Below are 25,958 nucleotides of genomic sequence, written 5' to 3' on the forward strand. Positions count from 1 at the left end.
CTGAAAAGACCGTTCAGGAATAACTAACCACTTAAGGAATTGGATAATGAATCGCGACGAACAACAGAAAAAGCTCATTCATCTCAATGTGAACGGAGAGACCGTTTCACTGCATGTAGAGCCGCACTGGACCCTTTCCAGAGTTCTGCGCAATGACTGCGGTCATACCGGGACAAAAGAAGGTTGCGGCGAGGGAGCCTGCGGCTCCTGCACCGTGCTCATCGACTCTGTCGCAGTGCCCGCCTGCATGGTTCTCGCCGTGGAACAGCAGGGCAAGGAAATTGAAACCATCGAAGGACTCTCCAAAGACGGCAAACTGCATCCCATTCAGGAAGCATGGCTTGAAGAATACGGTTCCCAGTGCGGATTCTGCTCTCCGGGCATGATCATGTCCACCAAGGCCCTGCTGCTGAAGAACCCGGCCCCCAGCGATGATGAAATCAAGGAAGCCATCAGCGGAAACATCTGTATCTGCAGCAACTACGAACACATCATCAATGCCGTGCGCAGTGCTGCAAAGAAAATGTCCAAGGAACAGTGCTAATGATTAAAACCAACTCCATCGGAACCTCCGTCCGCCAGAAGGACGGCCCGGCCCGCGTAACCGGTTCCGCAAAATATTACGCTGACTTTATCTTTCCGGGCATGCTCCAGATCCGCATCCTGCGTTCCCCCTACCCCGCTGCCGATATCGTATCCATCGACACCAGCGCGGCCGAGAAAGTGGAAGGCGTACATCTGGTCATGACCCACGAGAACTATCCCAAGGCTTTCCGCAAGACTCTCTACTACGTTGGCGACCTTGTAGCCGCTGTAGTTGCCGATGACGAAACCATTGCCCTTGAGGCCATGGAACTCATTGAAGTTGAATACGAAAAGAAGAAGCCGGTACTAAGCATTGAGGACGGAATCAAAGAAGACTCCCCGCAGGTTTTCGAAGGCGTGGACAACTGTCAGGACTGGGCTTTCCATGCCATCCTGAGTGACCGTGATCCCGAATCTCGCCTGTTCAAAACCAAGACCCCGGCCGAATACAACGGTTTCGGCGACATTGATAAAGGATTTGCCGAAGCGGACGTGGTTGTCGAACAGAAAGGACTCAAATACGCCTACTGCAAAGGTCCGGCAATGGAACCGCGCGGCTGTTCCGCCAACTTCGACGGAACCAAGCTCCATGTCTACACCCACTCTCAGGGACTGCATGATGAAAAGCTCTGCCTTGCGCAGGCTCTGGGCATCAGTGCCACCATGCTCAACTATGTTTCCCCGTTCACCGGATCAAGCTTCGGCGGCAAGAACGCTTTCCCGCTGGACCGCAACATCGCGTCCCACTATCTGGTCATCGCCGGTCTGGCCTGCCTTGACCTCAAGAAGCCCGTACACTGCCCCTATTCCCGTGAAGAGGAAATGGTTTCCGGCTGGTCTCGCGGCAGCATCGGTGACGTAAAGATCGGTTTCAAAAAAGACGGAACCCTGACCACAATGGACCTCGCCCACTGGCAGGAAACCGGGGCAGGCGGCGATAAATATCCCGCCAAAAACGCCATGCTCGCCACTGGCGCGGTTATGTATTCCCATAACTGCGAACACCTGCGCGGCAAGATCCGCTACGTGAACACCAACCGCTTCCCCGCCGCAGGCTGGCAGGGTTACGGCGCACCCGAAGGCGTATTTGCCGTGGAAACCACCATGGATATCGCCGCCGAACAGATGGGCATGGACCCGGTTGAAATCCGCAAGAAAAACTGCATGCGCACCGGGGACATCGACTCCGGCTGGGACCCGCTGATCTATAAATCCTGCTACATTTCCTCTTCCGGTATCCGCGACTGCCTTGATGCCGGGGCAGAATTCATCGACTGGAAAAACAAATGGCAGCATCCCAGCAAGAAAGAAGGCCGTATCCGCAACGGTATGGGCGTAGCCATCTTCGCCATGGGCGCAGGACGCCCCGGTCCGGGCAACTCCAGTGAAGCCATGGTCAAGATCTACCCCGACGGATCTGCCGCACTGGTCTGCGCCGTCGCTGATATCGGTCAGGGCCAGCACACAGTTCAGTGCCAGATCGTCGCCGACGTGCTGGGCATTCCTTATGAAAAAATCGGTCTTGTCTGCCACGACACCGACTCCACCCCCTTTGCAACACTCGTTGCCAACAGCTGCGGAACATGGATTCAGGGCTGGGCCACTTACGAAGCCGCCCTTGATGCCAAGCGTCAGGTCCTCGACCTCGCCGCTGCACAGCTGGAAGTCCCCGCACAGACCCTTTCCATGGGCGAAGACGGCGTTTTCGTCACTGCCGAACCGGAAAAGAAACTGAACTTTGCCGAAGCATTCGGCGCACGCGGCCACTACGGCGGTATCCACGAAGTAACCGGATACTACGTCAACAATTCACCGCATCCCAACGGCCTCAAAGACGGCAAGGAAGATCAGGTTTACATCCCCAAAGAAAAGGGCGCGCAGTTCATCACCCTTGATGTGGACACCGAGACAGGAATGATCTCCAACGTCAAAGTCATCATGGCCCAGAACGTGGGTAAGGCCCTGAACCCGAAAATCGTCGCCGGACAGCTCTCCACCTCCCGCCACGGAGTGGAAAACGCCATCCTCGGCAACGACTGTATCGTGGACAAACGCAACGGCTGGCTGATGACCCCGAACTGGGTTGATTACCGCCACTCCACTGCCATGGAATGCGACGTTGAACCCATCGTTATCGAAAAGCCGGGCGACCCAACCCACCCCTTCGGAGCCACCGCCTGCGGTGAAGGTGCGGCCTGTCCCTCTTTGGCAGCCTTCTCCAACGCAATCTACAACGCAATCGGCGTAAGAATCATCGAAACCCCGTTCACCCCCGATAAAATCCTTGAGGGCCTCGGCAAGATTCAGCCCAAAAGGAGGAAGAAATAATGAGACGTTTCAACCACTTTGATGCTTCCAGCATTGAGGAAGCCGTAGCCCTTTTGCAGGAATACAAAGATTCCTCCTATGTAATTGCAGGCGGCAGCGACCTCATGGGCTGCCTCAAAGACAACCTCTGGATGAAATATCCCGAGGCGATCATCAACCTGAAAACAATCCCCGGACTGAATGAGATAAGAGTCGAGGATGACGGTCTGCACATCGGAGCACTGGTGACTCTCACCGAACTCTCCGAATCCACAGCCGTTAAAGAAACATGGCCCGGCCTTGCAGAAGCGGCCCGTCGCACAGCATCTCCCCTGCTGCGCAACATGGGAACCGTTGCCGGGAACATCTGTCAGGAAAACCGTTGCTGGTACTACCGCTACCCGGACAAAATCGGTGGACGCATCGATTGTGTCCGCAAGGGCGGAAAACGCTGCCTCGCCGTACCCGGAGATCACCGTTTCCATTCCATCTTCGGGGCGGTAAACAAATGTATCGCCGTAAACCCCAGCGATACCGCTCCTGCCTTTGTAGCACTTGGCGCGACCATCAACACCACCAAACGCCGGATTCCCATTGACGAATTCTTCTCCGCTGAAAACGGAGCAGGATCGACCGTGCTGGAACGCGATGAAATCGTAACTGAAATCTTCGTACCCCGCCCGGAAGCAGGCAGCAGCAGCGCGTTCATGAAAATCGCCTACCGCAAGTCCATCGACTTCGCCATCGTCAACTGCTCGGCTTCATTAACCGTCACAGACGGGAAAATCAGCGCAGCCCGCATCTGCCTGAACGGGGTTCATAACAACCCCCGCCGCTGTGAAACATCCGAGGAAGCACTCATCGGCAATGCCCTTACCGAAGAGCTGGCGGCACAGGCCGGAGAACTGGCAGTAGCGGAAGCAAAACCGCTCTTCCAGAACATCCACAAAGTCCAGATGTCCAAAACAATCGTAGCCGACACCCTCATGGAGTGCGCCAAGTAAGCGCAGGAAGGTTAGCCATATGGCAGATCAGAGCTTCAGACAGGAAATAGCAAAGACTTCCGGCATTATCCTCGCAGCCGGGAAGGCATCCCGCATGGGCAGGGACAAATTGTCCCTGCCCTTCCGGGGCAAGCCTATGGTCCAGCACGTAATCGACGCTGCGCGGGCCTCACAACTCAGCAACGTTACCGTGGTGCTGCCGGAAGGATCCGAGCTGCATAGCATCCTCGACCTTGAAGGTTGCGAGGTGGTCACCAGCCCGCAGCGCGACAAAGGCCAGGCCGAATCCTTCAAGGCAGGACTGCGCAACGTCAAAGACCGGGTACAGGGAGCCATGTTCTTTCTCGGCGACCAGCCGCTTATCGAGCCGGAAACAATCGACAGGCTGGTCTGGGCTTTTTCGCAGGAACCGCAATGCTGGGTTGCCCCCATTCAGGAAGGAATGCGCGGCAATCCCATCACCATTCCCCGTAGCTGGTTTGACCGCGCGCTGGAACTGGAAGGCGATACCGGAGCACGTCCGCTGCTGGCCGCTCCCGGACTGGCCTTAAGGCTGGTACGCATTCACGAAGTAGGCCCGTTTATCGACATTGATACCGAGCTGGAATACCGGCAACTACTGGATCGCTACGAACGGAGTGCATAGATGCCTCCGGCGGCGCTTTCAGCGGGACCAGAGGAGAGGGAAAAACCCTTTTGCTACCGCCAAAAAGTGTTTTCCCCTCTCCTCTGGACTCCTCTCCCCTTTCCCAAAACGCGTTAGTTGGGGGAGTGTTTAAGTTTAACTTATAACTAGCGCTATTAAATAACACATCGGCGAAGCCCTAATAAAAGTTTTTGAAGAGTCCAGAGAAACTTTTTCCAAAAAGTTTCTTTGGCCCTCGGAGAGACTCCCGGTAGGACCGCCGGAGGCAAACCATGAATAAACAATCACCATTAATCGCCATTCGCGGCGCAGGCGACCTTGCCACAGGCATTGCCATGCGCCTTTACCGGGCCGGACTTAAACGCATCGTCATGCTTGAGACCGGGCATCCGCTGGCTGTGCGCCGCACGGTGGCCTTTTCCGAAGCCGTTTATCACGGCGAAGTACAGGTTGAAGGCGTCTCCGCGATCTTTGCTGAAGACATGGAAGAAGCCGCTGCCGTCTGGGAAAAACAGGGCATCGCAATCATGTGTGATCCCTGCCTGCTCAGGATAGGTGAAATCAACCCGGAAGTTCTCATTGACGCCATCATCGCCAAGAAAAACCTCGGCACGGAAAAGCACATGGCCCCGCTGGTAATCGGGCTGGGTCCGGGCTTCACCGCCGGGGAAGATGTGCACAAGGTCATTGAAACCAAACGCGGGCATCACATGAGCAGGGTCATTCATGAAGGTGCAGCCGAACCGAACACCGGGATTCCCGGCAGTGTGAAAGGATTCACTGTCGAGCGGGTCTACTGGGCTGAACATGGCGGTGTTTTCAGCACCACATTTGATATCGGCGACGAAATCTCAGAAGGCGACAGGCTGGGGGATGTGGACGGAACCCCGGTGATTGCCAAAATTTCCGGGGTACTCCGGGGCATATTGCGCAACGGCACTCCGGTGCGCAGGCGAACCAAACTGGGCGACATAGATCCCCGGGCCAGCAAATCATATTGCGGGGAGGTTTCGGACAAAGCACTCTCCATCGGCGGCGGGATACTGGAAGCAGTCTGCGCGCACATTTTTTCCAAGGACTGACAATGGGTCTGGACAGCATAGGTCTTAATGAACTCATACAGCCTGAGCAGAGGCTGATCACCCTCACCGGAGCGGGAGGAAAAACTTCGCTGTCGCACTGGTTGGAATCGTTTTTCAAGTCAAACAGAAAGCGAGCCATAACCACTACTACAACGAAAATCCTCCCGCCCAGCGGAGGCCATATTGTTTTAGAGGCGGACGGTCCCGATTTAATCGATCGGGTCCGGACCGCCTTTGCCACTGTTTCAGGATTCACAATTGCCCGCGACTACGACCCGGATTCAGGAAAACTGCTCGGCATCAGCCGGGAGACAGTTTCAAAACTGCATAATTCAAGGCTGGCGGATGTAATTTTAGTTGAAGGTGACGGAGCGGCCCGCAAGCCGCTGAAAGCCCCGGCAGATCATGAGCCGGTAATCCCGCATGAAACAGACCTCTGCATCGGTGTCATGGGTCTTGATGCGGTTTACCGCATCCTGAGCGAAAGCAGCGTACACCGCAGCACGATTTTCGCAAAAATAACCGGAGCAGACAAAAGGAATGTGATCAGGCCGCGCCACCTGATCAAACTGGCGGAGTCCGAGGTGGGAATATTCAAAGGGGTTCCTGCGGACTGCTCAAAAGCGGTTTTCCTTAACAAAACCGACAGCCCCGGAGGAATGGAGCTGGCGGATGAATTTATACGCCATTTAGCGGAAACAAACAGGCCGGACATAAAGTGGTTCGCCGGAAGCGTACGTGACAAGAAAATTTTCGCGCTTTCGCAGACGGACCCGGAACTGCCGCTTGAACGGGAAATGCAGCTTGCATTTTCATAATTGCTCTGAAAGGGAGAAAGTAATTATGGACCATCCAAAAAAGACCGAAGAACTGATCGCCACCTGTCCCACAGGCCAAAGCGGAGTCTGTAAAATATGTTTTTACGGGGCCTTTTCGCTCATCCTCGCCACCTGCATTCCGCTCATGCTCTACCCGGCTGAGGGAAAACAGGTCATCAACACACTTTTCAAGTTCATCACTGTGGAAATGGGCTGGTTGTACATGCTTGCCGCGCTGGGAGCATTTTCACTCATTCTCTGGTTCGCCTTCGGTCCCTTGAGCTCCAAGAGGCTGGGCGACAAAGTTGAATACTCGACCTTCTCATGGATCGGCATGCTCTTCTGCGCCGGGGTCGGGGCCGGGATCATGTTCGGCGGCTCCATCGACTGGGCCTACTACATGGCCTACCCCATGCATGGAGAACCAGCCGGATCGTGGAAAGCTGCCGAATGGGGCACTGCCTACGGCATGTTCCACTGGGGGCCTGTCTGCTGGTCCATCTACGCCATCCTCGCCATCCCCATCGGCTATAGCTACTACGTAAAAAAAGTCCCCATCCTGAATATTTCACAGGCCTGCAAAGGCTTGCTGGGAAACAAGGTCCACGGCTGGCAGGGCAAAGTCATCGACATCATGTTCATGACCGGTCTGGTAGCCGGGTCGGCAACCGCGCTGGGACTGGGCATTCCTATTGTCGCCGCCGGGGTTGTGTCAGTGACCGGAATGGACCACTCATTCCTGCTGGAATTCGGGATTCTTGTGCTGGTGACTCTCATTTTCTCGGTAACATCCTGTTTGGGGTTGAAAAAAGGCTTGAGCAGGCTGTCCGATTTCAATGTCTACATCGCCATGGGCTTGATGCTTTTCGTCTTTATTGCCGGACCGACGGTATTCCTCACTGACATGGCGATTTCCTCGCTGGGACTGATGATCTCGAACTTCATAACCATGGCAACATGGATGGACCCGGTAGGCGGCAAAGGGTTCACTCAGGACTGGACCATTTTCTATTACGCATGGTTCGTGGCCTATGCCCCGTTCATGAGCCTGTTCATCGCCAAAATATCACGCGGGCGCACCGTGCGGCAGGTGGTGCTCGGGCCGATCATCATCGCCTCTTTCGGCTGCGGATGTTTCTATCTCATCTTCGGTAACTTCGGCCTGTTCCTGCAAATGACCGGACAGCTTGATGCCGTCAGCATGGTTACCCAGATGAAAGGGGCCACCGTGATCATGGCCATTGCCGATTTCCTGCCCTTTGCCCCGCTCTACAAACTGGTTTTCGCCACTGTGACAGCTATTTCCATGGCGACCACCTTCGATGCTGTTTCATTCGCCCTTGCCGCCACAACCACGACCATGCTCTCCCCGGAAGAAGAACCTGCCCGCTGGAACAGGCTGTTCTGGGCGATATCACTGGGAATGGTCCCCACCGGAATCATGCTCATCGACGGTCCGCTCTCGGTACTCCAGACCGCATCCATCGTAGTCGGACTGCCGGTACTGGGCATTGTCGCCATCGGGGTGGCCTCGTTCCTGAAGGAATACCAGCGTACCGGCTGGGTGGTAACACGCTGCAAGAGTTAGAACCGGAGACAAATAATGAAAACCATACATGTAAAAGACGCCATAGGCACAGTCCTCTGCCACGACATAACCCGCATCGTACCCGGAGAGGACAAAGGCCCTGCTTTCCGCAGAGGCCATATTGTTACTGAAGATGACATTCCGAACCTGCTCGATATCGGCAAGGAACACCTTTATGTTTTCGATCCTGAAGACGGCTACGTGCATGAAGACGATGCCGCCGGACGCATCGCCGAAGCCGCCGCCGGACCGGGCATTGAACTCAGCTCTCCCAGTGAAGGCAAAATCAACTTCACTGCTGCCTGTGACGGGCTGCTGGATATCGACACCAACACCCTGTTCAAGCTCAACTCAGTGCAGGATGTGATCTTCGGGACCATCCATAACAACCAGCTGGTCAAAAAGGGGCGCGGTCTTGCCGGAACAAGGGTAATCCCGCTGGTGGTGCATGAAGACACCATCCGGGCAGCGGAAGAAATTCTGCGCCGGTATCCCCCGCTTATTCAGGTCCGCCCGTTGAAGAGCTGCAAGGTCGGCATCGTCACTACCGGAAGCGAGGTTTACAATGGACGCATCAAGGACAAATTCGGTCCGGTAGTCAGAAAAAAATTCGAAAGTTACGGAAGCTTGATCGTCGGCCAGACCTTTGTTTCCGATGAACAGGAAATGACAGTCAAAGCTATTGAAGATTTCATATCCCAGGGAGCCGATTTCATCGTCGTTACCGGTGGAATGTCAGTTGATCCCGACGACCAGACCCCGGCATCCATCCGTGCCACCGGAGCGGAAATCATCACCTACGGTGCGCCCACCTTCCCCGGGGCCATGTTCATGTACGCCAGACTCGGCGATGTTCCCATCGTGGGGCTGCCCGGCTGCGTCATGTACTACAAGGCCAGCATTTTCGACCTGATCGTGCCGCGCATAATTGCCGGGAAAGAAGTCACCCGTGAAGACATCATCGGACTCGGTCATGGCGGTTACTGCGAAGGATGCGCTGAATGCCGCTACCCGGTCTGCGGTTTCGGCAAAGGAATTTAACAACAGCCCCAGATCCTGAATCATTGGATAGGAGATGGGAAAGGTAAATCAATGAAATTTAGAGATTGGAATTTAAAAACCAAAATTATTATCCCCACTTTCTTTGTGGTCGTCGCTATCCTCATGGCCAGCACATGGATAATGACCACTCAGGCCCGCGACTTAGCCGTTAAGCAGGCTACTGAAAATGCACAAGCTATCGCCAAAGGACACGGCTACCAAATTGCGGAAACCTTGAGCAAGGCCCTGACCGCAACAAGAACCATCGCCGCCATGTTCGAGATGGGAACCAACTATGATCCCATTCCGGACAGGGAATATCTGGACTCCGTACTCGTAAAAACCCTGAAAATGCATCCCGGACTGGCCGCGATCTGGTGCGGCTTCCCGCCGAACCAGTTTGACGGCCGCGAAGCAAAGTACATGGATAAATACAAGGGTACTTACCTGAACTGGTATCACCGCAAAAACGGAACCATTGCCGAACGCTTTACCGGCGGCAAGGGAATGGAACAGGCGGCATGGTTCAAAGCCCCCATGGCAGGTAATGTTGAAACCCTGACCGAGCCGTACCCGTGGAAAGTTGGTGACAAAACATACTGGCTCAGCTCGACCGGATATCCCATCAAGAAAAACGGCCGCAACATCGGCTGTGTCGGCGTTGATTTTTATCTCAATGATTTGCAGGAAGACGTTCTTGCAATCAAACCCTTTGAAACCGGATACGCATTTCTGGTTACCAACAAAGGGAATATTGTTGCCCACCCGGATGAAGAACTTCAAGCCAAGAATATTAACGATTTCATGCGCGAAGAGCAGAAGCACGACATCCTGCGGGCCATTAAAAACGGCCGGAATTATTCATATGTGCGTGTTTCCCCTGAAAGCGGGAAAAGGGAATTTGTCACATATGCCCCCATTAAAGTGGGTAAAACCGCTTTTCCATGGAGTATTGCACTAGTCATCCCGATGAAAAAGGTCGAGGCTCAGGCCAACGCCATTGCACACAACAGTATGATAGTAAGTGCGGTCTCAGTTGTCGCTCTCCTTGCCATTCTGTTTCTGCTAGGCGGGATGATCAGCCGGCCGATCCTCAAAATTGCCGCATATTCTTCCAGTGTAGCCGACGGCAACCTTGAAGCGGACTTAAGCATCAACCAACAAGACGAAATCGGTCATATGGCAGATTCATTACGGTCAATGGTTGAAGAATTAAAAAAGACAATCCTCAAGGCTGAAGATGAAACCCGCAAAGCCGAAGAAGAGTCCTTGAAAGCAAGGGAAGCCACCGCTGAAGCAGAAAAAGCAAAGCAAAAAGCCGACATGGCCCGCACTGAAGGCCTGCGCCATGCAGCTGACCGGGTTGAAAAAGTTCTGGAGCATATTGTTTCCGCATCAGAACAGATGTCCGCACAGTCCAATGAATTGTTGCAGGGCACAGAAATCCAGAGCGACCGCATCTCCTCCACTGCTACAGCCATGGAAGAAATGAACGCCACGGTGCTTGAAATTGCCCGCAACGCAGGAGACGCGGCTTCAGCCAGCAGCAATGCGCAGGGCAAAGCGGAAAACGGTGCAAACGTAGTAGGTCAGACCAGAAACGCACTGGACAATACAGTTTCAGAAGTAAGCAGCCTCAAAGGCAATATGGAAGAGCTGGACAGTCAGGCCAAAGGGACAGAGGCCATCATCGGAGTAATTACCGACATTGCAGACCAGACCAACCTGCTGGCACTCAATGCGGCAATCGAAGCTGCCCGCGCCGGTGAAGCAGGACGCGGTTTTGCAGTTGTTGCCGATGAAGTACGCAAGCTGGCTGAAAAAACCATGTCTGCCACCGGAGAAGTTTCCAACTCCATCGGTGCAATTCAGCGGGTTGCAGAAGAGAATATCAAGGCTATGGAAAATGTCTTCGCACGCATCGGTGAAGCCAGTGATTTATCTGAAAGCTCCGGCAATGTGCTGCACGAAATTGTTTCAGAATCCCAGCATAGCGCGGAACAGATTCAGAGCATTGCCACCGCTGCGGAAGAGCAGTCGGCTACTTCCGAAGAAATCAACGGATCTGTTGAAGAAATCAGCAGGATAACCGAAGAGACAACCAACAGTGCCCGTGAATTTGCACTGGCTCTTGAGTCCCTTGCGGAACAGGTAGCTGAAATGCAGAGCATTGTTGAAGACCTGAAAACAGAATAGCAAGCACTGCCCCGCAATGTACTCAGGCATTGCGGGGCCTTATTTTTTCATGATGCCTGCACCTGCAACCGGGCTAGGATTTCAAAAGCTCCGCCCCCTCTTTCAACTGCCGGCGAATTGCTGAATCAGCAGTGCAATTGGCGAGAACAAAGTCAGCGGTGACAAGGATTTTTTTCCAGCGGGGGTTCTTGGGCAGGGTCTTCTCTTCAAGATATTTGTCCAAAGTCTGGGTTCGGAAATAACCGTCTTTTTCCATGTAAACATTCCATAGACCGGACTGTTCTGCCATGTCCGCCTTGGCTGTCCCTGTTGATTCCATCCAGCAATCGACCGCCAGATTCATCACCTTGACAGCCAGCGCACGCTTGTCACCGTTCTTTGCAGGAAGCAACTGAGAACCCAGCCCCTCCAGAAGTTCATCAAGGGATTTCAGATTCTCCAGAACAGCCTGCCTGTCCTGCGGATCGCCTGACTCCAGCGAAAGCACGGTCTCTTCGAGCCGCAATATCCGCTGCCGATTGGCACTGAGTTCCTGAAACAACCGGGAGGATATGCTTGCAGATCCTGCCAAACCAGCGGTTCTAGCAGGACGCACTATCATCAGGGCCAGAGTTTCCTCTTCTATCTCCATATCCGTAACCCAGAAGGAAACATCCCGATTTTTGCCCGCTCCGCCGGTTATGAATAGCCCGTCAAATATCAGCGGCTGCTCTGCAACTCCGGCCTGTTGGCGCACATAATCAAGCAAGTCCGCGCTTTTGGAGTTTTCGGTATCAACAAACAGGGACGCAAGCGGCTGTCCAAGCAATTCCCGCCCGGACCGTCCGCAGATTTCCTCAAAAGGACGGTTGCAGAAGGCAATCTCATTGCTCAGGTTCACACCGATAATTGCCTCGTCGATGGAATCCAGTATTCCCGACAGCCTGGCCTGCATATAACGCAATCCGCTTTCCGTCCTGCGGCGCAACTCAAGCTCCCGCTTAAGCTCAAGGTTCTCTTCCAATGCGATGTAGGCTTCTTTCAACTTAAGCTGCATGGCAACGCGCGCACCCAGCTCTTCACGGGAAAATGGTTTGGTCAGGTAATCGTTGGCTCCTGCGGCAAAGCCCTCAACAATATCTTCAATGCGGTTCTTCACAGTCAGCAGAACAACAGGCAGCACCGATGCCGGATATTTCCGGCGCAATTCCCGGCAGAGCGAATAACCGCTTATGTCCGGCATCATGACATCAAGCAGCAGCATGTCCGGTTCATGGCCTCCGGCGAGCATCTGCAAGGCTGTATTCCCGTCCTGCGCCGTGCGAAAAGAAATCCCGGCAAGATTCAATATGGATGCGACCACTTGCAGGTTAACAGGCTCATCATCCACAACCAGCACCTGATATTTATTGCCGGAAATGGGTACGTGACTTTGCAGGGATTCAGCCGTCACAAAAGCCGGAGAGACTGCTTCATTCATGGGACCGGCAGGAGCTTCAAATATGGATTTTTCTGCCAAGGGCAGGGAAAAGGAAAAACAGCTTCCACTGCCCTGCTCAGACGTAACTGTAAGCGTCCCGCCATGCAATTCCACAAGATGGCGGGTAATTGAGAGGCCAAGCCCCATGCCGCCGGATTCGGGAGAACTGCCCTGCTCGTAGGTATCGAAAATAACCTTCCGGTCTTCGGCGGAAATGCCCGGTCCGGTATCTGTGACACTGATCTCAACCATGCCTCCGCGCTCCTCGGCGGAGACAGTGACATGGCCGCTTTGCGTGAATTTAAGGCTGTTGCCAATCAGGTTGAACAGAATCTGTTCAATGCGGTCCGGGTCCGCTTTCACCGCAGGGAAATCAGGTTTGATGGAATTGATGAGCGAAACATTCTCGCCGCGTTTGAGGGTTTCGCCCAACGCCAGAACACGCCGGGCCGCAGCATACGGGCTGACCGGTTCCTGCTGCAAAACAATATCCCGGTGCTTCAGGCGGGACAAATCAAGAACATCGTTAATAAGATTTGCCAGCCGCTTTCCGCTATGCACAATGACCTTCAAATGTCCGGAAGTTGTACCGGAAAGGCTTCCGCCCGTGCCGCCCAGCAGGGATTCCGCAACACCGATCATCCCGGCCAATGGGGTTTTCAATTCGTGAGTGGTTTTGGCCAGAAAATCGTCTTTCAACTTATCCAGTTGCAAGAGACGCACGTTGGCGCTTTCAAGTTCCACCGAAAGCTTCTCCACCTTGGCAAAAGCACGGGAGAAACGCAGCGCAAGGTAGCAGGCATAAGAAAGGATAAAGATGAAGACACCAAGCGGCCGCAGTGATGCCGAGTTGATTATATTCAGGTCGAAAAGCATCTCGTCCAGCTCCGCAAAACCAAGGGCGGCGTAGCCTAAAAACAATACCCAGATCCCTTTTTCCCTATTGAATAAATCCAGAGCAAAACAGGCAAACATGTAAATCAACACAAGATTGCTGAACATATAGTAAAAAAACAGCACCACATCATATGCATTGGGAGGGGTCAGCAGAATATAACCGACATAGAGCAGGCCGACAGCCCAGCAGACACGCTCAACAACTTTAGCGAACCTTTTGGGGAACAGCCGATGATAAAACATCAGCATCAACGGGACTGTTGCGCCATATGGCAGCATGGAAAAGCTGATATAATATTTCCATGGGATGGATGGAGCAAGAACGGTCATCAAAAAACCGGAAGAGGGGCTGAAAAGAATAGCGGCACACCAGAAAAGACAAAACAGCCCGAAATAGAAATATTCACCACTGGAACGGCGCATGAAGAACAGGGCCGCATACATCAGGGCCAGACAGAACAACGCGCCTGCCATACAGGCCCCGAGCAAACGGGGGATGGTGTAGAAATCATTAATCTGCCGGGAGGTCCCGAGCAGTACGTCCCCGTTCAGACCGCCCTGTACATTATGATAATTGGAGACAAGCAGCGTCAGCCGGGACAACTGCGCGGAATTCGGGCATTCGGCTATCACATAATGTCTGCCGGGCTTTTCAGACCCGGCACTGATGCCGACAATCCCGCTGGATTCAATCGTTTCACCGTTGATCCTTATCTCGCAGACCGACATGCCTCCGGCAACCAGAACAGCCATCCGTTCCGGAATACCCTCCGGCATGATCAGCCCGAGGCTGTAGAGCGCATTCCCCTGCGGGCTGAGAACTTTCCCGGCGGCAGTTTGCCCCTGCCAGAGTCCGGGCACATGAAAGCGGTCACCGCCTGCACTGTCTCCCCACCGGAACTCCCAATTTCCGAAAAGGCGCACCGGGCCGTCGCGCTCGAAATCCCATGAAGAAAGGTCAACAACCCCGTCAACAACCTTTGGTGATTCCTTCTCCGGAACGCAGCCGAAAAGAAGAAACAAGATCATGATCAGGCAAAAGAATACAGATAAGCCCGGATGCACTCTATTTCTACGCAGCTGCATGTAAAGATCCCGTAAGCAATAAGTTCAGCAGGGTTTAATTATTCGACTTATAGACTTACAGTAACATGCTCTACTGCGTAGGAAGAGTCAATTGCAGTTGTGTTTCCTGCTGCCCCTTATCCATGAGGGTAAAAGCCAGCATCATGAAGGAAAAAACCTTCTTGGTCAGCAGATCATGATCATCAACCCAGAACCAGCTGTCCCGGTATTCCACTGAGGCAAAGGCATCTTTGGGTTTATCGCGACCTGATTTGACCATCACATTTTTAAACAACCCGCCATTGCCGGAGGCCGGCATACCGGGAGCGGCCCGCTGAGACTCCAGATCTTCCACCGGCATGTCCACCCGCCCGGAAACGGAAGCAAGAACCTGCGCCAGAGAATAAGTCTGCAGCATGATGGATTCATCATCCACTTTGCTCGAACCGAAGCCGATCCTGTAACTGTCGGATTTAGGCGACAACCCCAGCAGCCCCTTTAACTCTTCAACCTGTGCCACGGTTTCCCTGTCATCACGCGGACCACCGATTCTCAGCCGCAGTTTCGGCACTTCTTCACTGCCGCCGGGGTCACGGACAACATGAAGAGCGTTACGCGACTGCAACTCAGTCATGAGATTAACGACACGGACAAAACTTTTATCCGCAGCCCGATAACCGTTTGCGCTCAGAGTTTCATTCAGTAGTCCGTTTATGCTGCGTACTCCCAGACTGAAAAAGAACTCCGCCGAAGCACCGGACTCAATGCTGACTAGCACATTGCGCAGCGGCATGGGCGACATCACGCCGCGCAAAAAGGTTGTTCCGGTCAAAGGGCGGTAAGTTACTGTCGGGCGGTCCGTATATTTGGCACTCCCCCCCAGTTCGAAGACCGATCCGGCATTGGCAAAGGAACTGTCATATATTGAACGAGAAGCCCCTACAGTTCCTCCGGTTTCCATGGAATAGGCCGCGACGATTTCTCCCACATCCATGAAAAAAATCGGCTCCACATACCTTATCTTGACAATATTCAACAATATCTGCTTCTTCCATGAATCCGTAAGCGACATATTATATTCAATGCGGTCCCGTTCCACACGCGGCGGGCCGATGGCGGCGCACCCCGCAAACAGCGAAAGCAATAACCCCGAAATAAGTATTCGAAGAACATTTTGAAGCATTGTTTATTCCCCGCAACGGCTCTATTTGAAGACTTTATCCAGCCAATCGAACAGCACCTGTCCCACCACAGCGCGATTCTCCATGATGCAATGGTTGGTAGCCCCTTCATTTGACGGCGTAACCACCATGACACTTCTTGAATCCGGGAAGTTGTCCAAAGCTTCTTTCTGCTGCCGTTGCACTTCCTTGCTGCGGTATTCACCCTCGCCGACGATAAGCAGTGCCGGAACTGCAATGCGGCTCGCATCAAAGGTGTTGCCCCTGTTGGCTTCGATCAGCTCAGAAGGCTTATCAACGCCGTAACGCCAGCAGATGGATTTGACCACATCACCGTGAAAAGAAGTCCAGCCGGCCATCTCTTTTTTGGAAGCAGTGGCGGCAGGCATGAGCGCGAAAAGGGAATGGGCATCCACGACCGCCGAACTCATGGCAATTGCCTTGAGCCGCTTATCATGCATGGCGGCCTGCGGAACAAATAACCCACCGCCGCTGATGCCGTAAGCAGCCAGCTTGGCAGAATCTACGTCCGGCCTTTTCGAAGCGTAATCCAGCACGGCTTTCATAGGCACGTTGGTATCAGTACGGAAGACATGCCCCGCATGGGGCAGCATGCCCTGTCCGGGCAGGTCAATCGTCATGAAATTGTAACCCCGGTCGTGGGCCTGACGTGCGATATAGAAGAAGAGGTCTTCAATGTAGGTCTCGCCGCCCCCGATCATGAGCAGGGTTCTGGCCGGCCTGCCCGAAGAATATGCCTTGCGGAAAAAACCGGGCAGGACCGTATCTTCAAAGGGAATCTCAAAATATTCCAGCGGCGGATCAAACAAAGCACCTGCCCTTTTCATGAGCGAACGGCTCTTTAGCCCGCGTTTTTCCAGCTGCGGATTATCCGGCTGCATGGCCAGCAGGGAAATTCGGTAATAGTAAGCGGCGCGCAGCAGCTGATCACGCGCACTGACCTTGTGGCCCTGTTTCAAGGCACGCAGCCCGCGAGCCTCTACCCGTTTGGCGAGATCATACCATTCCTTCTGCCAGCTTGCGGCGTCACCGTCTTTGATCTGCGAAGCAGCGTAGAACGCCTCGCCTATTTCAACACCGCCGTTCACCGCAGAGCCGAGGACAAGGTTTCCGAAATGGAAATCCATATCCGCGTCCTTGAAGAAGTAGCTGAAACTGGTGGCATGGGCGTCAAATTCCTTACCGTCCTCAGCCGCTCCGGCACTGGTCACCGATGCTGCCAGCATCACACCCAGCAATACAAGAGTCCTGAATTTCATCATTATCTGATCCCCCTTAGTCCTGTCTGGGCTTGGCGCGTTCATCCAACCAGTTCAGGATGCGTTCACTGGACACAAAAGGTGCGCCCGACTGGCAATGGAACTGCGCACCGTGGTCGGTATTGAATTCATAGTAGCTTTTCTTGGATTTCAGGCCGTTGTAGAATTTCTTGGCCTGCGCGTTGGACCCGGCGATCTGGTCGTCACTGGAATTGAGCACCAGCATCTCGGTTTCAATTTTACCAAGAACACCGTCCATGCTGTACTTCTTCAGCTTGGAGAACAGCTCATAGGGAGTGGCTGCATCGAAAGTCCAGAGCATCTGATTGATGAACTGCTTCAGGTCCGGGTGCTTCTCCATTTCAGCATAGGCAAGTTTGTTCACGTCGTTTATGCGGCTGGATTTGCCCACGCCTTCACGCACTTCCTTGGGAAACTTGGTCATGGTTCCATCAAAGACACTGTAGACGCCGCCGTCAACAATGCCCCAGCGAATACGCTTTTCATATGCCAGCGCACGGGGAACAAGATAACCGCCCATGGAATAACCGATGATAGCCAGCCGCTTGGCATCAACATCTGAACGGGTCAGCGCGTAATCAACAACCGGGCTGACGACCTTTTCCCAATCATATCTAAAAGGAATCTTTTCAACCGAAATTACTTCCCCCTGCCCCGGACCTTCATAGATCAGGCAATTGTAGCCGCGTTTGGCAGCCTGTACACCGAGAATAAAATAGAGATCCTCGGCAGTACCGTCGAGTCCGGTCTGGATCATGAGCAACGGGCGTTTTTTACCGCTGTTATCAGCCTTGATGAAATAACCCGGCAGGGTTGTCTTTTCATAAGGAATGCGGACAGGCTCAATGAGTCCGCCGGAAAGGGCGGCTGCCTTGAGGAAGGTTTCCCGTCCGCCTTCCCATGCCAGATGCTTACGCGGATCATCTTTTGAAAGGTAGATTTCACTGGCGCGGTAGTAGTTGGTGGCCCGGGAGTAAGCTTCCCTGGCACTGATGCCATGTCCGTCCACAGAAAACTTATCACCCATGGCATGGACTTCGGCAGCCATGCTGTTCCATGCCTTATACCAGCTATCTTTATTGTAATCCTCAACCTGACTGGTAATGGTCAGCAGCTCGCCTAAATCAGATGCGCCTGAGGCAATAACACCGAAACGCCAGAGACATTGGAAAACAAAGGAAGCATCATTGAATTGGAATTTATTCAGGGCGCGTTCTGCAATGTCGCGCGGTTTGTTGTTGGGTTTGCCCCGGTAGGTATCCCATTTGGTAATACCGCCACCGATGTAAACCTGTTCCGGCAGGGGGAAATGGGTATGGATGAACAGCCATTTGCGCTCTACCCCGGCATGATCCACAAGGGCATCCGCCACGGCATTGAGCATGCCTTTAACATCATCATCGCTGAAAAATCCCGGTACGTAGAGGTCGACATAAAGCGGTTTGTCGGTTTCCTTTCCTTCGTAAACAACGTTATCAAAAGTCTGCCAGTAATAAGTAATGAAGGACTCTTTGATACCCGTTGCTTTGCTGACGTCCTTGCTGACTGCCGCCAGCACTTTGTTCACATCCAGATCGCAGGGCGGAGAGGTCACCCTGACCATGGGATCAGCCGGGTCGATGCCGCCCTCAGCCATGGCGGGAGTTTGAAAAAGAACCATTGCCGCCAGAAAAAAGAATGCCAGAGCATGTTTACTAAAAGCCATGAAACGACACATATGCTTGCCCCCGACTGATGTTATAGAAAAGACGCTTTTTGGCGAAAAGATTGCCCTGCAAGCAACCGGACGCCCCCCTACTTTCATATAAATACCGACCAAGGCAGTGTAAATTTGTCAATTTCATTCCACGTGAATTAACGTGAAAAACAAATCAACTACACAAAAAAAATCAAGATATCAGCAACTTAATCATCCAAACATTAACTTCACGTTTTTCACGTTAGGATTGTTTGACAAAGCTACCATTACTTTTCACGGTTTGAGGTAAACAGGAGATGGTAAGCCAATGAAAAAGAGAATTTTATCGCTTTCAATGACTCTGGTTATGGTCTTCGCCTTTGTTTGTTCGATCCACCAGACAAGTGGAATTGATTGTGCCGAAGCAAGAGCAAAGGAGCCGGCGGAAAATGAAACCGTCAGTAATATTAGGCCGGGATTCACCCATTTTCGCTCAAGCATGATTGATATCTTTTTCAGCCTGCCTGTAACCTCAGAAGATTGCCTGATGATCGGGGACAGCATCACAGAATTCGGTAAGTGGGGGGAATTTTTTCAGGATTGCCGATTTAAAAACCGTGGTATAGGCGGAGAAACAACTGTCGGGATGAGGGAATGGTTCGCGCCCCTTGCGCGAAAAAAACCGAACAAAATAATTCTGCTTGTGGGGTTCAACAATTTCAAATCAGGTATTACTGAACAAAAGGTGGACAACTACCTGAAGGACCTAGATTTATTTGCTTCCAGCATACCGCAGGAAACAAAAGGATACATAGTCAGCATCCTGCCCGTGAACACAGAAGTGGCATCAGGTTCCATACATTGCAGTAACGCTCACTTCGTCAAAATAAACCGCATGATCAAATTTCTGTGCTCCGAATATAAAAACATAGAATACATTCATATGTACCCGGAACTGCTGGATTCAGCAGGACGTCTTGCCGAGGAATACACCATAGACGGGGTACACCTGAGCCTTGACGGCTATATGAAGTACTGTTCTTTTTTAAAAATGCAAAATATAGTATTCAACTCAACTGATTATAAACGTAAGTTCCCACAATTGCCATTTCAAATCAGTAGTCGTAGGTTTACAGGCGTTTCTGAATTAATAGCGAGGGACTACTGTGCTCAAACTGAATATCCGCCAAAAAATAATCCTCGGGATCATCATTTTCTCAATCTGCTTCGGTTGTCTGGGACTTATTTCCTATATGAACACCTTACAGCTGGAAGATGAAGTACAGCTCATCGAACGCAGTGACGACTTAAGCAACCTGATTCTTGAAGTTCGCCGCATTGAGAAAAACTACTTGCTCTACCATGACCCGGCCCTGTTCACCGTCGGTCTTGATTACATAAACCGTGCAGACGCCCTGTTGATGGACCTTATGGGAGAATTCAGCAAACTCGAAAAAATACAAAGCGGCAAAAAGCTGAAAACAAGCCTGAGCCATTACCGCGGCCTGTTGGAACAACTTGAAAAGGCTCCGGACACATCAGCAAGCACAGACGAAAATCTGAGCACCCGCCTTCGTGAAACCGGACAGGCCATAGTGGAATTATCCAAGGCCATCTCCAACTACCAACGTAATTATATCCTCAGCATCAACCGCACCCTGCGCTCCAATCTTGCCCTTTCCATGATCGGATTTGCCGGGGTAATCGCCTGCCTTGTGGCTTTTCTAAGCACAAACATCCTCAAGCCCCTGCGGGAAGTGCAGGAAGCCACCCGCCGGATTTCAGAAGGAACTTTCACCCCCCTGCCGATCAAAAATTCCCATGATGAAGTCCAGCAGGTCTTTGCCGCCCTGAATTCAATGGTCGAGCAGCTGGTCAAACGCAGACGCCAATTAGTGCAGGCCCAGAAACTTTCATCCATAGGCACACTTTCATCCGGCATCGCGCACCAGCTGAACAACCCCCTGAACAACATTTCCACCTCCTGCCAGATTCTTGAAGAGAATCAAAAAGGCAAAGACGCGTTGGCCGACCGCATGATGCATAACATTATGCAGGAAACACTGCGCGCACGGGATATAGTCAAGGGACTGCTGGAATTCTCAAGGGAAAGCGAATATTCGCCCGGTCCGGTTGAAATAGGAATGGTCATGAAATCAGCAATGGATCTGGTCTCCAGCCAGGTCCCGTCCAATGTCGCCCTTGCAACGGAAATCCCCGAACATATCATTGTACACGCCGACCGCCGCAAGATTCAGGAGGCATTCATCAACCTGCTGATCAATGCCGTGCAGGCCATTGGAGAGCAACCCGGATCAATTGAGGTGACCGCTTTCCCGGATTCGGAAAACACCGTCATCAGAGTAAGCGATACCGGACAGGGCATGTCCCCGGAAATCATGGAACGCATTTTCGATCCCTTCTTTACCACCAAGGAAATCGGACAGGGAACCGGACTGGGGCTGTACATCGTCTACGGAATCATAGAAAAACATCAAGGCAGCATCAGAGCGGAAAGCAGCCCGGAAAACGGCACAAACTTTTACATTACGCTACCCCTCGATAAGGAGCATAAGATATGATCAACCACGCCGACATCCTCATCGTTGAAGACGAAACCATTGCCCGGGAAAACCTCACCCACGTCATGAATGCAGAGGGGCATACCGTCACGGCAGTAGGTTCCGGTACTGAAGCATTACAAAAACTCGGTAAGCAGGAATTTGAACTGGTGCTGACCGACCTCATGCTTCCGGGCATGAACGGTATTGAGCTGCTCGAACATATCAAGGAAATCCAGCCTTCAACGCAGGTGATTGTTATCACCGGACATGCCACAGTCGATACAGCTGTCGTTGCCATGCAGAAAGGGGCGCACTCCTACATCGCAAAGCCGCTCAATCTGGATGAACTGCGCGCCCAGGTTCATAACGCCCTTGAACGGCAGGCTCTTTCGGTGGAAGTCCAGCGGCTGAGGACCGTCATTGAGGAGGGAAAGCAGGACTTTCCTCTTGTGGGTCAAAGCGACCGGATTCTCAAGCTGAAAAAAACAATCCAGCAACTGGCGCACATGGACTGCAACGTGCTCATTCAGGGTGAGACAGGCACGGGTAAGGAACTCATCGCCCGTGGAATCCACATGCTCAGCCCCCGTTCACAGGAACGGTTCATGGCAATCAACTGCGGGACATTTACGGCCGAACTAATGGACAAGGAGCTCTTCGGCCATGAAAGGGAAGCCTTCACCGGAGCGCAACGCGGGCAGAAAGGAATACTGGAAGTTGCCAATGGCGGCTCGGTCTTTTTCGATGAAATGAGCGAACTGCCTCTGAATATGCAGGTCAAACTGCTGCGGGTACTTCAAGAACGAAATTTTTTAAGGGTCGGCGGCACGCAGGAAATCCCGGTGGATATCCGGGTCGTATCCGCGACCAACTGCGATCTCAAAAAAGAAGTAGAGAAAGGAACCTTCAGACAGGACCTTTTCTACCGTTTGAACGTGGTCACACTTTCCGCCCCGCCCCTACGTGAACACCGTGAAGACATCCCGGTACTGATCGGCCATTTTCTGGAAAAACACCGCACCGAAACACAATCAATCGATAGTATTTCGCAGGAAACACTGGATATCCTGATGAACTATTCCTTTCCCGGCAACGTCCGCGAACTAGAGAATATTTCCCAGCGGGCACTGGCTCTGGCCCGGGGGACGGTTTTCTCCCCGGACCTGCTGCCCGAGGAAATCCGCAACATCGACCGCAACAAACCTCTGCGCACCCTTGAAGAAGTTGAGCGCGACCACATTGAAAAGGTCGTGCTGGCGACCAACGGGAACAAAACCCAGGCCTCCAAAATACTGGGGATTGACCGCGTTTCACTGTGGCGCAAGATGAAGCGTCTCGACCTTGATAAAAGCAACTAGATTAAAGCGGCTTCCAGCGCATCTTCCAGTCTGGAAACAAGCCTGATTTCAACGCCGTCCAGCACTTCACAATCAAGCTGTTCTACGGCGGGCGCGCACTGCTCCGGCAGGATTACGGTTTTAACTCCCGAGCGGACCGCAGCCATTATTTTTTCACGCACTCCGCCAACGGGCAGCACATCCCCGTGCAATGATATCTCTCCGCTAAAAGCCATATCCTGATAAACGCAACGCCCTGTCAGCTGGGAAAGCATAGCCACGGCGATAGTCACCCCGGCGGACGGGCCTTCCTTTGTTACTGCCCCGGAAGGGATGTGGACATGAATATCCGATGTCTCGAAAAAATCCTCGGAAAGCCCGAACTTACAGGCGTTGGCCCGCAGAAAACTCAACGCGGTCTGAGCCGATTCCCTGAGGACTTCGCCGAGCGATCCGGTCAGTAACAGATTCTTGCTGCCATGCATGCGCACGGTTTCCACAAAAATAATTTCGCCCCCGTTTTCAGACCAGACCAGCCCGGTGGCGACCCCGGCTTTCAAAACACGCCCGACAGTGGTACTGAAATGGGGCGGTGTTCCCATTATTCCGGGTAGATCATGCGCATAAATCCTGATCGGGCCATCTTCACCCCCATCCAGCCTGCGCCGGGCAATTTTGCGGCACAGGGCGGCAATCTGCTTATCCAGACCGCGCAATCCGGACTCACGGGTGTAGTCGGCTATTAATCTTTGCAATGCATCGGCTGAAGGTAAAACCTCATCCGCGGAAAAACCATGCTTCAACAGCTGATCGGGAAACATATAGTTCCGGGCAATCTGCAATTTCTCACCGGGCGTGTAGCTGGAAAATTCGATCATCTCCATGCGATCCCGCAATGGTGCAGGAATATGCTCAACGACATTAGCCGTGGCGATAAACAGAGCACCGGAAAGATCAAAAGGCAATCCAAGATAGTTATCCACAAAACCTGAGTTCTGCTGCGTGTCGAGGATTTCCAGCAGCACGGAGGTGGCATCGCCCTGAAAATTCTGGACAATCTTATCCATCTCATCGAGCATGATCACCGGATTGCGTACGCCGCATTTACGGACGCCCTGCAAAATCCTCCCGGCCATGGCTCCCACGTATGTCCGACGATGCCCTCGCAATTCCGACTCATCCCGCAAGCCGGCCAAAGAAATGCTGATAAACTTCCGGCCCAAAGACTCGGCAATTGCGCGTCCGATGGACGTTTTTCCGGTTCCGGGAGGGCCGCTCAGACAAAGCACCGGACCATGCAAGCCTTGAATACGCTGGTTGCGGGACAGCAGACCCTGAACATATTCGCGTAATTTTGTCAGGTTTACAGGCTTGCCGAGATATTGGTCGGCCCCGCTCTTCATGGCCTCCACGGCAGTCTGCACCGTAGCATAACCGGTAAGCATGATCACTCCGGTATCCGGCCAGCGGTTGCGCAGCACTTCGAGCAGTTCAAGGCCGTCCATGCCATCCATTTTAAGGTCGGTAATCACGATATCAGCAACCTCTTTCTCCATGGCTGCAACAGCTTCAAGGCCGCTCCCCACAGTACGCACCGCATATCCTTCATGCTCAAAGATAATGGATAAATTTTCACGGGCGATGACTTCATCATCAACAATGATCAACTTCGGGCTGATCCGGCTGCGCAGGTTCTTGACCGCGAGGAACTCCAGAATACGTTCTTTAACATTACCCAACCCGTAATGCCGGGCATCAAGAACCTCTGCCGCCCTTTTTACATCGAGGTCATCCTTGGTTGTTTCATTCCACGGAAGGGAAAGTATAAACTCAAGATAGGCATGGGAAATGGCAAAATCCGGGGATGACTTTTCGGTCTTGAGAAGGCGTTCACATTCATCCCGCGCAGCATCCAGAATATGGACAGGAAGGTCAGTTGATTCCACCCGGTTGAAAATTTCATCAGCCGCACTTTCAGTTACTTTTTCCGGTCCTGCTTTGGATTCAGTCACATTCTCTTCAGACCGCGCGCTTTCAACATTCTTCCTCCCAAACCACTTCATAACAACCTCCGCAGAACACCTGTAAAACGTATTAAAACCGATCTCCGGCGAGCATATTTTTTATACTCTACTCTCTTAATATCATTAATATAATCTGCTGTTAATGTTGCATTGTGAAACAATACGGGGCTCTCATGTTCTTTTTTGCACAACCTATCTCTGAGCGGCACTAAATCTTTGCAGTATCCCATTATTTATGTCTGCAAGCTATCGATCAGCCGCAAATATGATCGAATTCCAATTCTGAGCAACACCGAGCACCTCACGGCTGTGTTGCAAAAGACAACACCACTTTACCCCCCATTGGCTAAGCCATTTCCCCCCAGCCCGGCATTCCCGGAAACAGCTACGTTGCAAATAGTAACAGAAGCAAAACACCTCGAATTGCAACATTCAAATAAACATCTGTTTTTAAAGACTTTTAACTCAAAACAAAGCTTGGCATGGATATTGATTTACAAGCGATCAGGATCAAAGGAAGGAAACAACAATCAGGAGGAACCATGGCCACAAAACAAGGATTTATCGGTCTTTTGGAACGGTTTTACGCAACAAAAGCAGCGAATCAATGCAACACCTGTAATGTTGGCGCATGGGCCATCAACCGGGATCAGACTCTGACTGACCCCAAAGCGAGGGAGGTTTTCTTGTTAACTTTATTGAACCGCTTATTAACCAGAAGCGGAAAACCTGAAGTTTCCCAAGAGGATAATAATACTCTGGCAAACTGTCTTTCCGATTGCACCTGTGCCGGCGGCAAAATCCTTGTAGTCAGCAAGGGAGCCGCATTCTCCGGTAAAGTAGTCAAATATGCCGTTGAAATGGCGGCAAGAACAAACAGCAGTCTCATAGCCCTTAATCTGGACGAACGCGGTTCTAATTTCGGCGATTTCTGTTCCAGCTCTGAAGAGAATATCACTCATTTCTCTGCAAAGGCGGCAGAAGCCGGCCTCTGTTTCGCACATATTGTTAAACAGGGAGACGAAGATTCCGTTGTGGCTGAACTCCACAATCAGGATGATGAACTGCGTTACGTAATGGAAGACGTTGCCCGCAATAAAAATACGGCGGCAACCATTCCGGTATACACACGAGCGACACTTAGAGTCGGGTAATCCCGGATTTTAATACTGTCTCAAAGACTAA

Annotated in this window: 18 protein-coding genes; 13 read left to right on the top strand and 5 right to left on the bottom strand. The window is 52.4% G+C overall.

Annotated elements, in window-relative coordinates:
- The first annotated feature begins 46 nt into the window (after window positions 1–46).
- The 9 genes from ACNI29_RS05395 (at window position 47) to ACNI29_RS05435 (ending at window position 11,267) form a co-directional block, all read left to right on the top strand.
- Window positions 47–544, top strand: coding sequence for a (2Fe-2S)-binding protein (locus tag ACNI29_RS05395; protein ID WP_419781174.1), 498 nt, complete (start codon window positions 47–49; stop codon window positions 542–544).
- Window positions 544–2,913 carry a xanthine dehydrogenase family protein molybdopterin-binding subunit gene (locus ACNI29_RS05400; RefSeq protein ID WP_419781175.1) on the top strand — a complete coding sequence of 790 codons (2,370 nt, stop codon included), beginning with the start codon at window positions 544–546 and terminating at the stop codon, window positions 2,911–2,913. Before ACNI29_RS05395 ends, ACNI29_RS05400 begins: the two co-directional genes overlap by 1 nt.
- Entirely contained in the window at window positions 2,913–3,896 is a 984-nt protein-coding gene (locus ACNI29_RS05405) for an FAD binding domain-containing protein (RefSeq protein ID WP_419781176.1), read from the top strand. Before ACNI29_RS05400 ends, ACNI29_RS05405 begins: the two co-directional genes overlap by 1 nt.
- A 19-nt stretch (window positions 3,897–3,915) precedes the next feature.
- Window positions 3,916–4,542: a nucleotidyltransferase family protein gene (locus ACNI29_RS05410; RefSeq protein WP_419781177.1), complete on the top strand. Its 627-nt coding sequence runs from the start codon at window positions 3,916–3,918 to the stop codon at window positions 4,540–4,542.
- Window positions 4,543–4,814: 272 nt separating this feature from the next.
- Entirely contained in the window at window positions 4,815–5,624 is an 810-nt protein-coding gene (gene yqeB, locus ACNI29_RS05415; RefSeq protein WP_419781178.1) for a selenium-dependent molybdenum cofactor biosynthesis protein YqeB, read from the top strand.
- 2 nt (window positions 5,625–5,626) lie between these two features.
- A complete protein-coding gene (yqeC, locus tag ACNI29_RS05420; protein WP_419781179.1) occupies window positions 5,627–6,442 on the top strand; it encodes a selenium cofactor biosynthesis protein YqeC in 816 nt (271 codons plus the stop codon).
- A 25-nt stretch (window positions 6,443–6,467) separates the two neighbouring features.
- Window positions 6,468–8,030, top strand: coding sequence for a BCCT family transporter (locus ACNI29_RS05425; protein WP_419781180.1), 1,563 nt, complete (start codon window positions 6,468–6,470; stop codon window positions 8,028–8,030).
- 15 nt (window positions 8,031–8,045) lie between these two features.
- Complete coding sequence (locus tag ACNI29_RS05430; protein WP_419781181.1) at window positions 8,046–9,071, top strand: molybdopterin-binding protein; 1,026 nt, start codon at window positions 8,046–8,048, stop codon at window positions 9,069–9,071.
- A gap of 51 nt (window positions 9,072–9,122) precedes the next feature.
- On the top strand, window positions 9,123–11,267 hold the full coding sequence (locus tag ACNI29_RS05435) for a methyl-accepting chemotaxis protein (protein ID WP_419781182.1): 2,145 nt from the start codon (window positions 9,123–9,125) through the stop codon (window positions 11,265–11,267).
- Between the two features lie 73 nt (window positions 11,268–11,340).
- Here the strand turns inward: ACNI29_RS05435 and ACNI29_RS05440 are convergent, their stop codons facing one another.
- From ACNI29_RS05440 to ACNI29_RS05455, 4 genes are all read right to left on the bottom strand, one after another.
- Window positions 11,341–14,652, bottom strand: coding sequence for an ATP-binding protein (locus ACNI29_RS05440; protein ID WP_419781183.1), 3,312 nt, complete (start codon window positions 14,650–14,652; stop codon window positions 11,341–11,343).
- A 127-nt stretch (window positions 14,653–14,779) separates the two neighbouring features.
- The gene (locus tag ACNI29_RS05445) at window positions 14,780–15,871 is read right to left on the bottom strand and encodes a hypothetical protein (RefSeq protein WP_419781184.1); all 1,092 of its coding nucleotides are present in this window, start codon (window positions 15,869–15,871) and stop codon (window positions 14,780–14,782) included.
- 21 nt (window positions 15,872–15,892) lie between these two features.
- The gene (locus ACNI29_RS05450) at window positions 15,893–17,152 is read right to left on the bottom strand and encodes an alpha/beta hydrolase family protein (protein ID WP_419781185.1); all 1,260 of its coding nucleotides are present in this window, start codon (window positions 17,150–17,152) and stop codon (window positions 15,893–15,895) included.
- A 13-nt stretch (window positions 17,153–17,165) separates the two neighbouring features.
- Window positions 17,166–18,875, bottom strand: a complete 1,710-nt coding sequence (locus ACNI29_RS05455) for an alpha/beta hydrolase family protein (RefSeq protein ID WP_419781186.1) — start codon at window positions 18,873–18,875, stop codon at window positions 17,166–17,168.
- Window positions 18,876–19,176: 301 nt separating this feature from the next.
- Here ACNI29_RS05455 and ACNI29_RS05460 point away from each other — a divergent pair, with 301 nt between their 5' ends.
- From ACNI29_RS05460 to ACNI29_RS05470, 3 genes are read left to right on the top strand one after another with little or no spacing between them, the layout of a single operon-like run.
- On the top strand, window positions 19,177–20,127 hold the full coding sequence (locus tag ACNI29_RS05460) for a GDSL-type esterase/lipase family protein (protein WP_419781187.1): 951 nt from the start codon (window positions 19,177–19,179) through the stop codon (window positions 20,125–20,127).
- On the top strand, window positions 20,015–21,430 hold the full coding sequence (locus ACNI29_RS05465; RefSeq protein ID WP_419781188.1) for an ATP-binding protein: 1,416 nt from the start codon (window positions 20,015–20,017) through the stop codon (window positions 21,428–21,430). The genes ACNI29_RS05460 and ACNI29_RS05465 overlap by 113 nt, the downstream gene beginning before the upstream one ends.
- Complete coding sequence (locus ACNI29_RS05470) at window positions 21,427–22,770, top strand: sigma-54-dependent transcriptional regulator (RefSeq protein WP_419781189.1); 1,344 nt, start codon at window positions 21,427–21,429, stop codon at window positions 22,768–22,770. The genes ACNI29_RS05465 and ACNI29_RS05470 overlap by 4 nt, the downstream gene beginning before the upstream one ends.
- On the opposite strand, the gene ACNI29_RS05475 is transcribed toward ACNI29_RS05470, so the two are convergent.
- Window positions 22,767–24,812, bottom strand: coding sequence for a S16 family serine protease (locus tag ACNI29_RS05475; RefSeq protein ID WP_419781190.1), 2,046 nt, complete (start codon window positions 24,810–24,812; stop codon window positions 22,767–22,769). The genes ACNI29_RS05470 and ACNI29_RS05475 overlap by 4 nt on opposite strands.
- A 503-nt stretch (window positions 24,813–25,315) precedes the next feature.
- Between ACNI29_RS05475 and ACNI29_RS05480 the strand changes: the two genes are divergently transcribed.
- Window positions 25,316–25,927 carry a hypothetical protein gene (locus ACNI29_RS05480; protein WP_419781191.1) on the top strand — a complete coding sequence of 204 codons (612 nt, stop codon included), beginning with the start codon at window positions 25,316–25,318 and terminating at the stop codon, window positions 25,925–25,927.
- The last annotated feature ends 31 nt before the right edge of the window (window positions 25,928–25,958 follow it).

The sequence above is a fragment of the Maridesulfovibrio spiralis (SeqCode) genome (assembly GCF_048571135.1).
Classification (GTDB): Bacteria; Desulfobacterota; Desulfovibrionia; order Desulfovibrionales; family Desulfovibrionaceae; genus Maridesulfovibrio; species Maridesulfovibrio spiralis.

What these genes read in the sequence shown, in the direction of transcription:
- ACNI29_RS05395 (WP_419781174.1), top strand. Translation starts at nt 47, where the DNA reads ATGAATCGCGACGAACAACAGAAAAAGCTCATTCATCTCAATGTGAAC.
- ACNI29_RS05400 (WP_419781175.1), top strand. Translation starts at nt 544, where the DNA reads ATGATTAAAACCAACTCCATCGGAACCTCCGTCCGCCAGAAGGACGGC.
- ACNI29_RS05405 (WP_419781176.1), top strand. Translation starts at nt 2,913, where the DNA reads ATGAGACGTTTCAACCACTTTGATGCTTCCAGCATTGAGGAAGCCGTA.
- ACNI29_RS05410 (WP_419781177.1), top strand. Translation starts at nt 3,916, where the DNA reads ATGGCAGATCAGAGCTTCAGACAGGAAATAGCAAAGACTTCCGGCATT.
- yqeB (WP_419781178.1), top strand. Translation starts at nt 4,815, where the DNA reads ATGAATAAACAATCACCATTAATCGCCATTCGCGGCGCAGGCGACCTT.
- yqeC (WP_419781179.1), top strand. Translation starts at nt 5,627, where the DNA reads ATGGGTCTGGACAGCATAGGTCTTAATGAACTCATACAGCCTGAGCAG.
- ACNI29_RS05425 (WP_419781180.1), top strand. Translation starts at nt 6,468, where the DNA reads ATGGACCATCCAAAAAAGACCGAAGAACTGATCGCCACCTGTCCCACA.
- ACNI29_RS05430 (WP_419781181.1), top strand. Translation starts at nt 8,046, where the DNA reads ATGAAAACCATACATGTAAAAGACGCCATAGGCACAGTCCTCTGCCAC.
- ACNI29_RS05435 (WP_419781182.1), top strand. Translation starts at nt 9,123, where the DNA reads ATGAAATTTAGAGATTGGAATTTAAAAACCAAAATTATTATCCCCACT.
- ACNI29_RS05440 (WP_419781183.1), bottom strand. Translation starts at nt 14,652, where the DNA reads ATGATCTTGTTTCTTCTTTTCGGCTGCGTTCCGGAGAAGGAATCACCA.
- ACNI29_RS05445 (WP_419781184.1), bottom strand. Translation starts at nt 15,871, where the DNA reads ATGCTTCAAAATGTTCTTCGAATACTTATTTCGGGGTTATTGCTTTCG.
- ACNI29_RS05450 (WP_419781185.1), bottom strand. Translation starts at nt 17,152, where the DNA reads ATGATGAAATTCAGGACTCTTGTATTGCTGGGTGTGATGCTGGCAGCA.
- ACNI29_RS05455 (WP_419781186.1), bottom strand. Translation starts at nt 18,875, where the DNA reads ATGGCTTTTAGTAAACATGCTCTGGCATTCTTTTTTCTGGCGGCAATG.
- ACNI29_RS05460 (WP_419781187.1), top strand. Translation starts at nt 19,177, where the DNA reads ATGAAAAAGAGAATTTTATCGCTTTCAATGACTCTGGTTATGGTCTTC.
- ACNI29_RS05470 (WP_419781189.1), top strand. Translation starts at nt 21,427, where the DNA reads ATGATCAACCACGCCGACATCCTCATCGTTGAAGACGAAACCATTGCC.
- ACNI29_RS05475 (WP_419781190.1), bottom strand. Translation starts at nt 24,812, where the DNA reads ATGAAGTGGTTTGGGAGGAAGAATGTTGAAAGCGCGCGGTCTGAAGAG.
- ACNI29_RS05480 (WP_419781191.1), top strand. Translation starts at nt 25,316, where the DNA reads ATGGCCACAAAACAAGGATTTATCGGTCTTTTGGAACGGTTTTACGCA.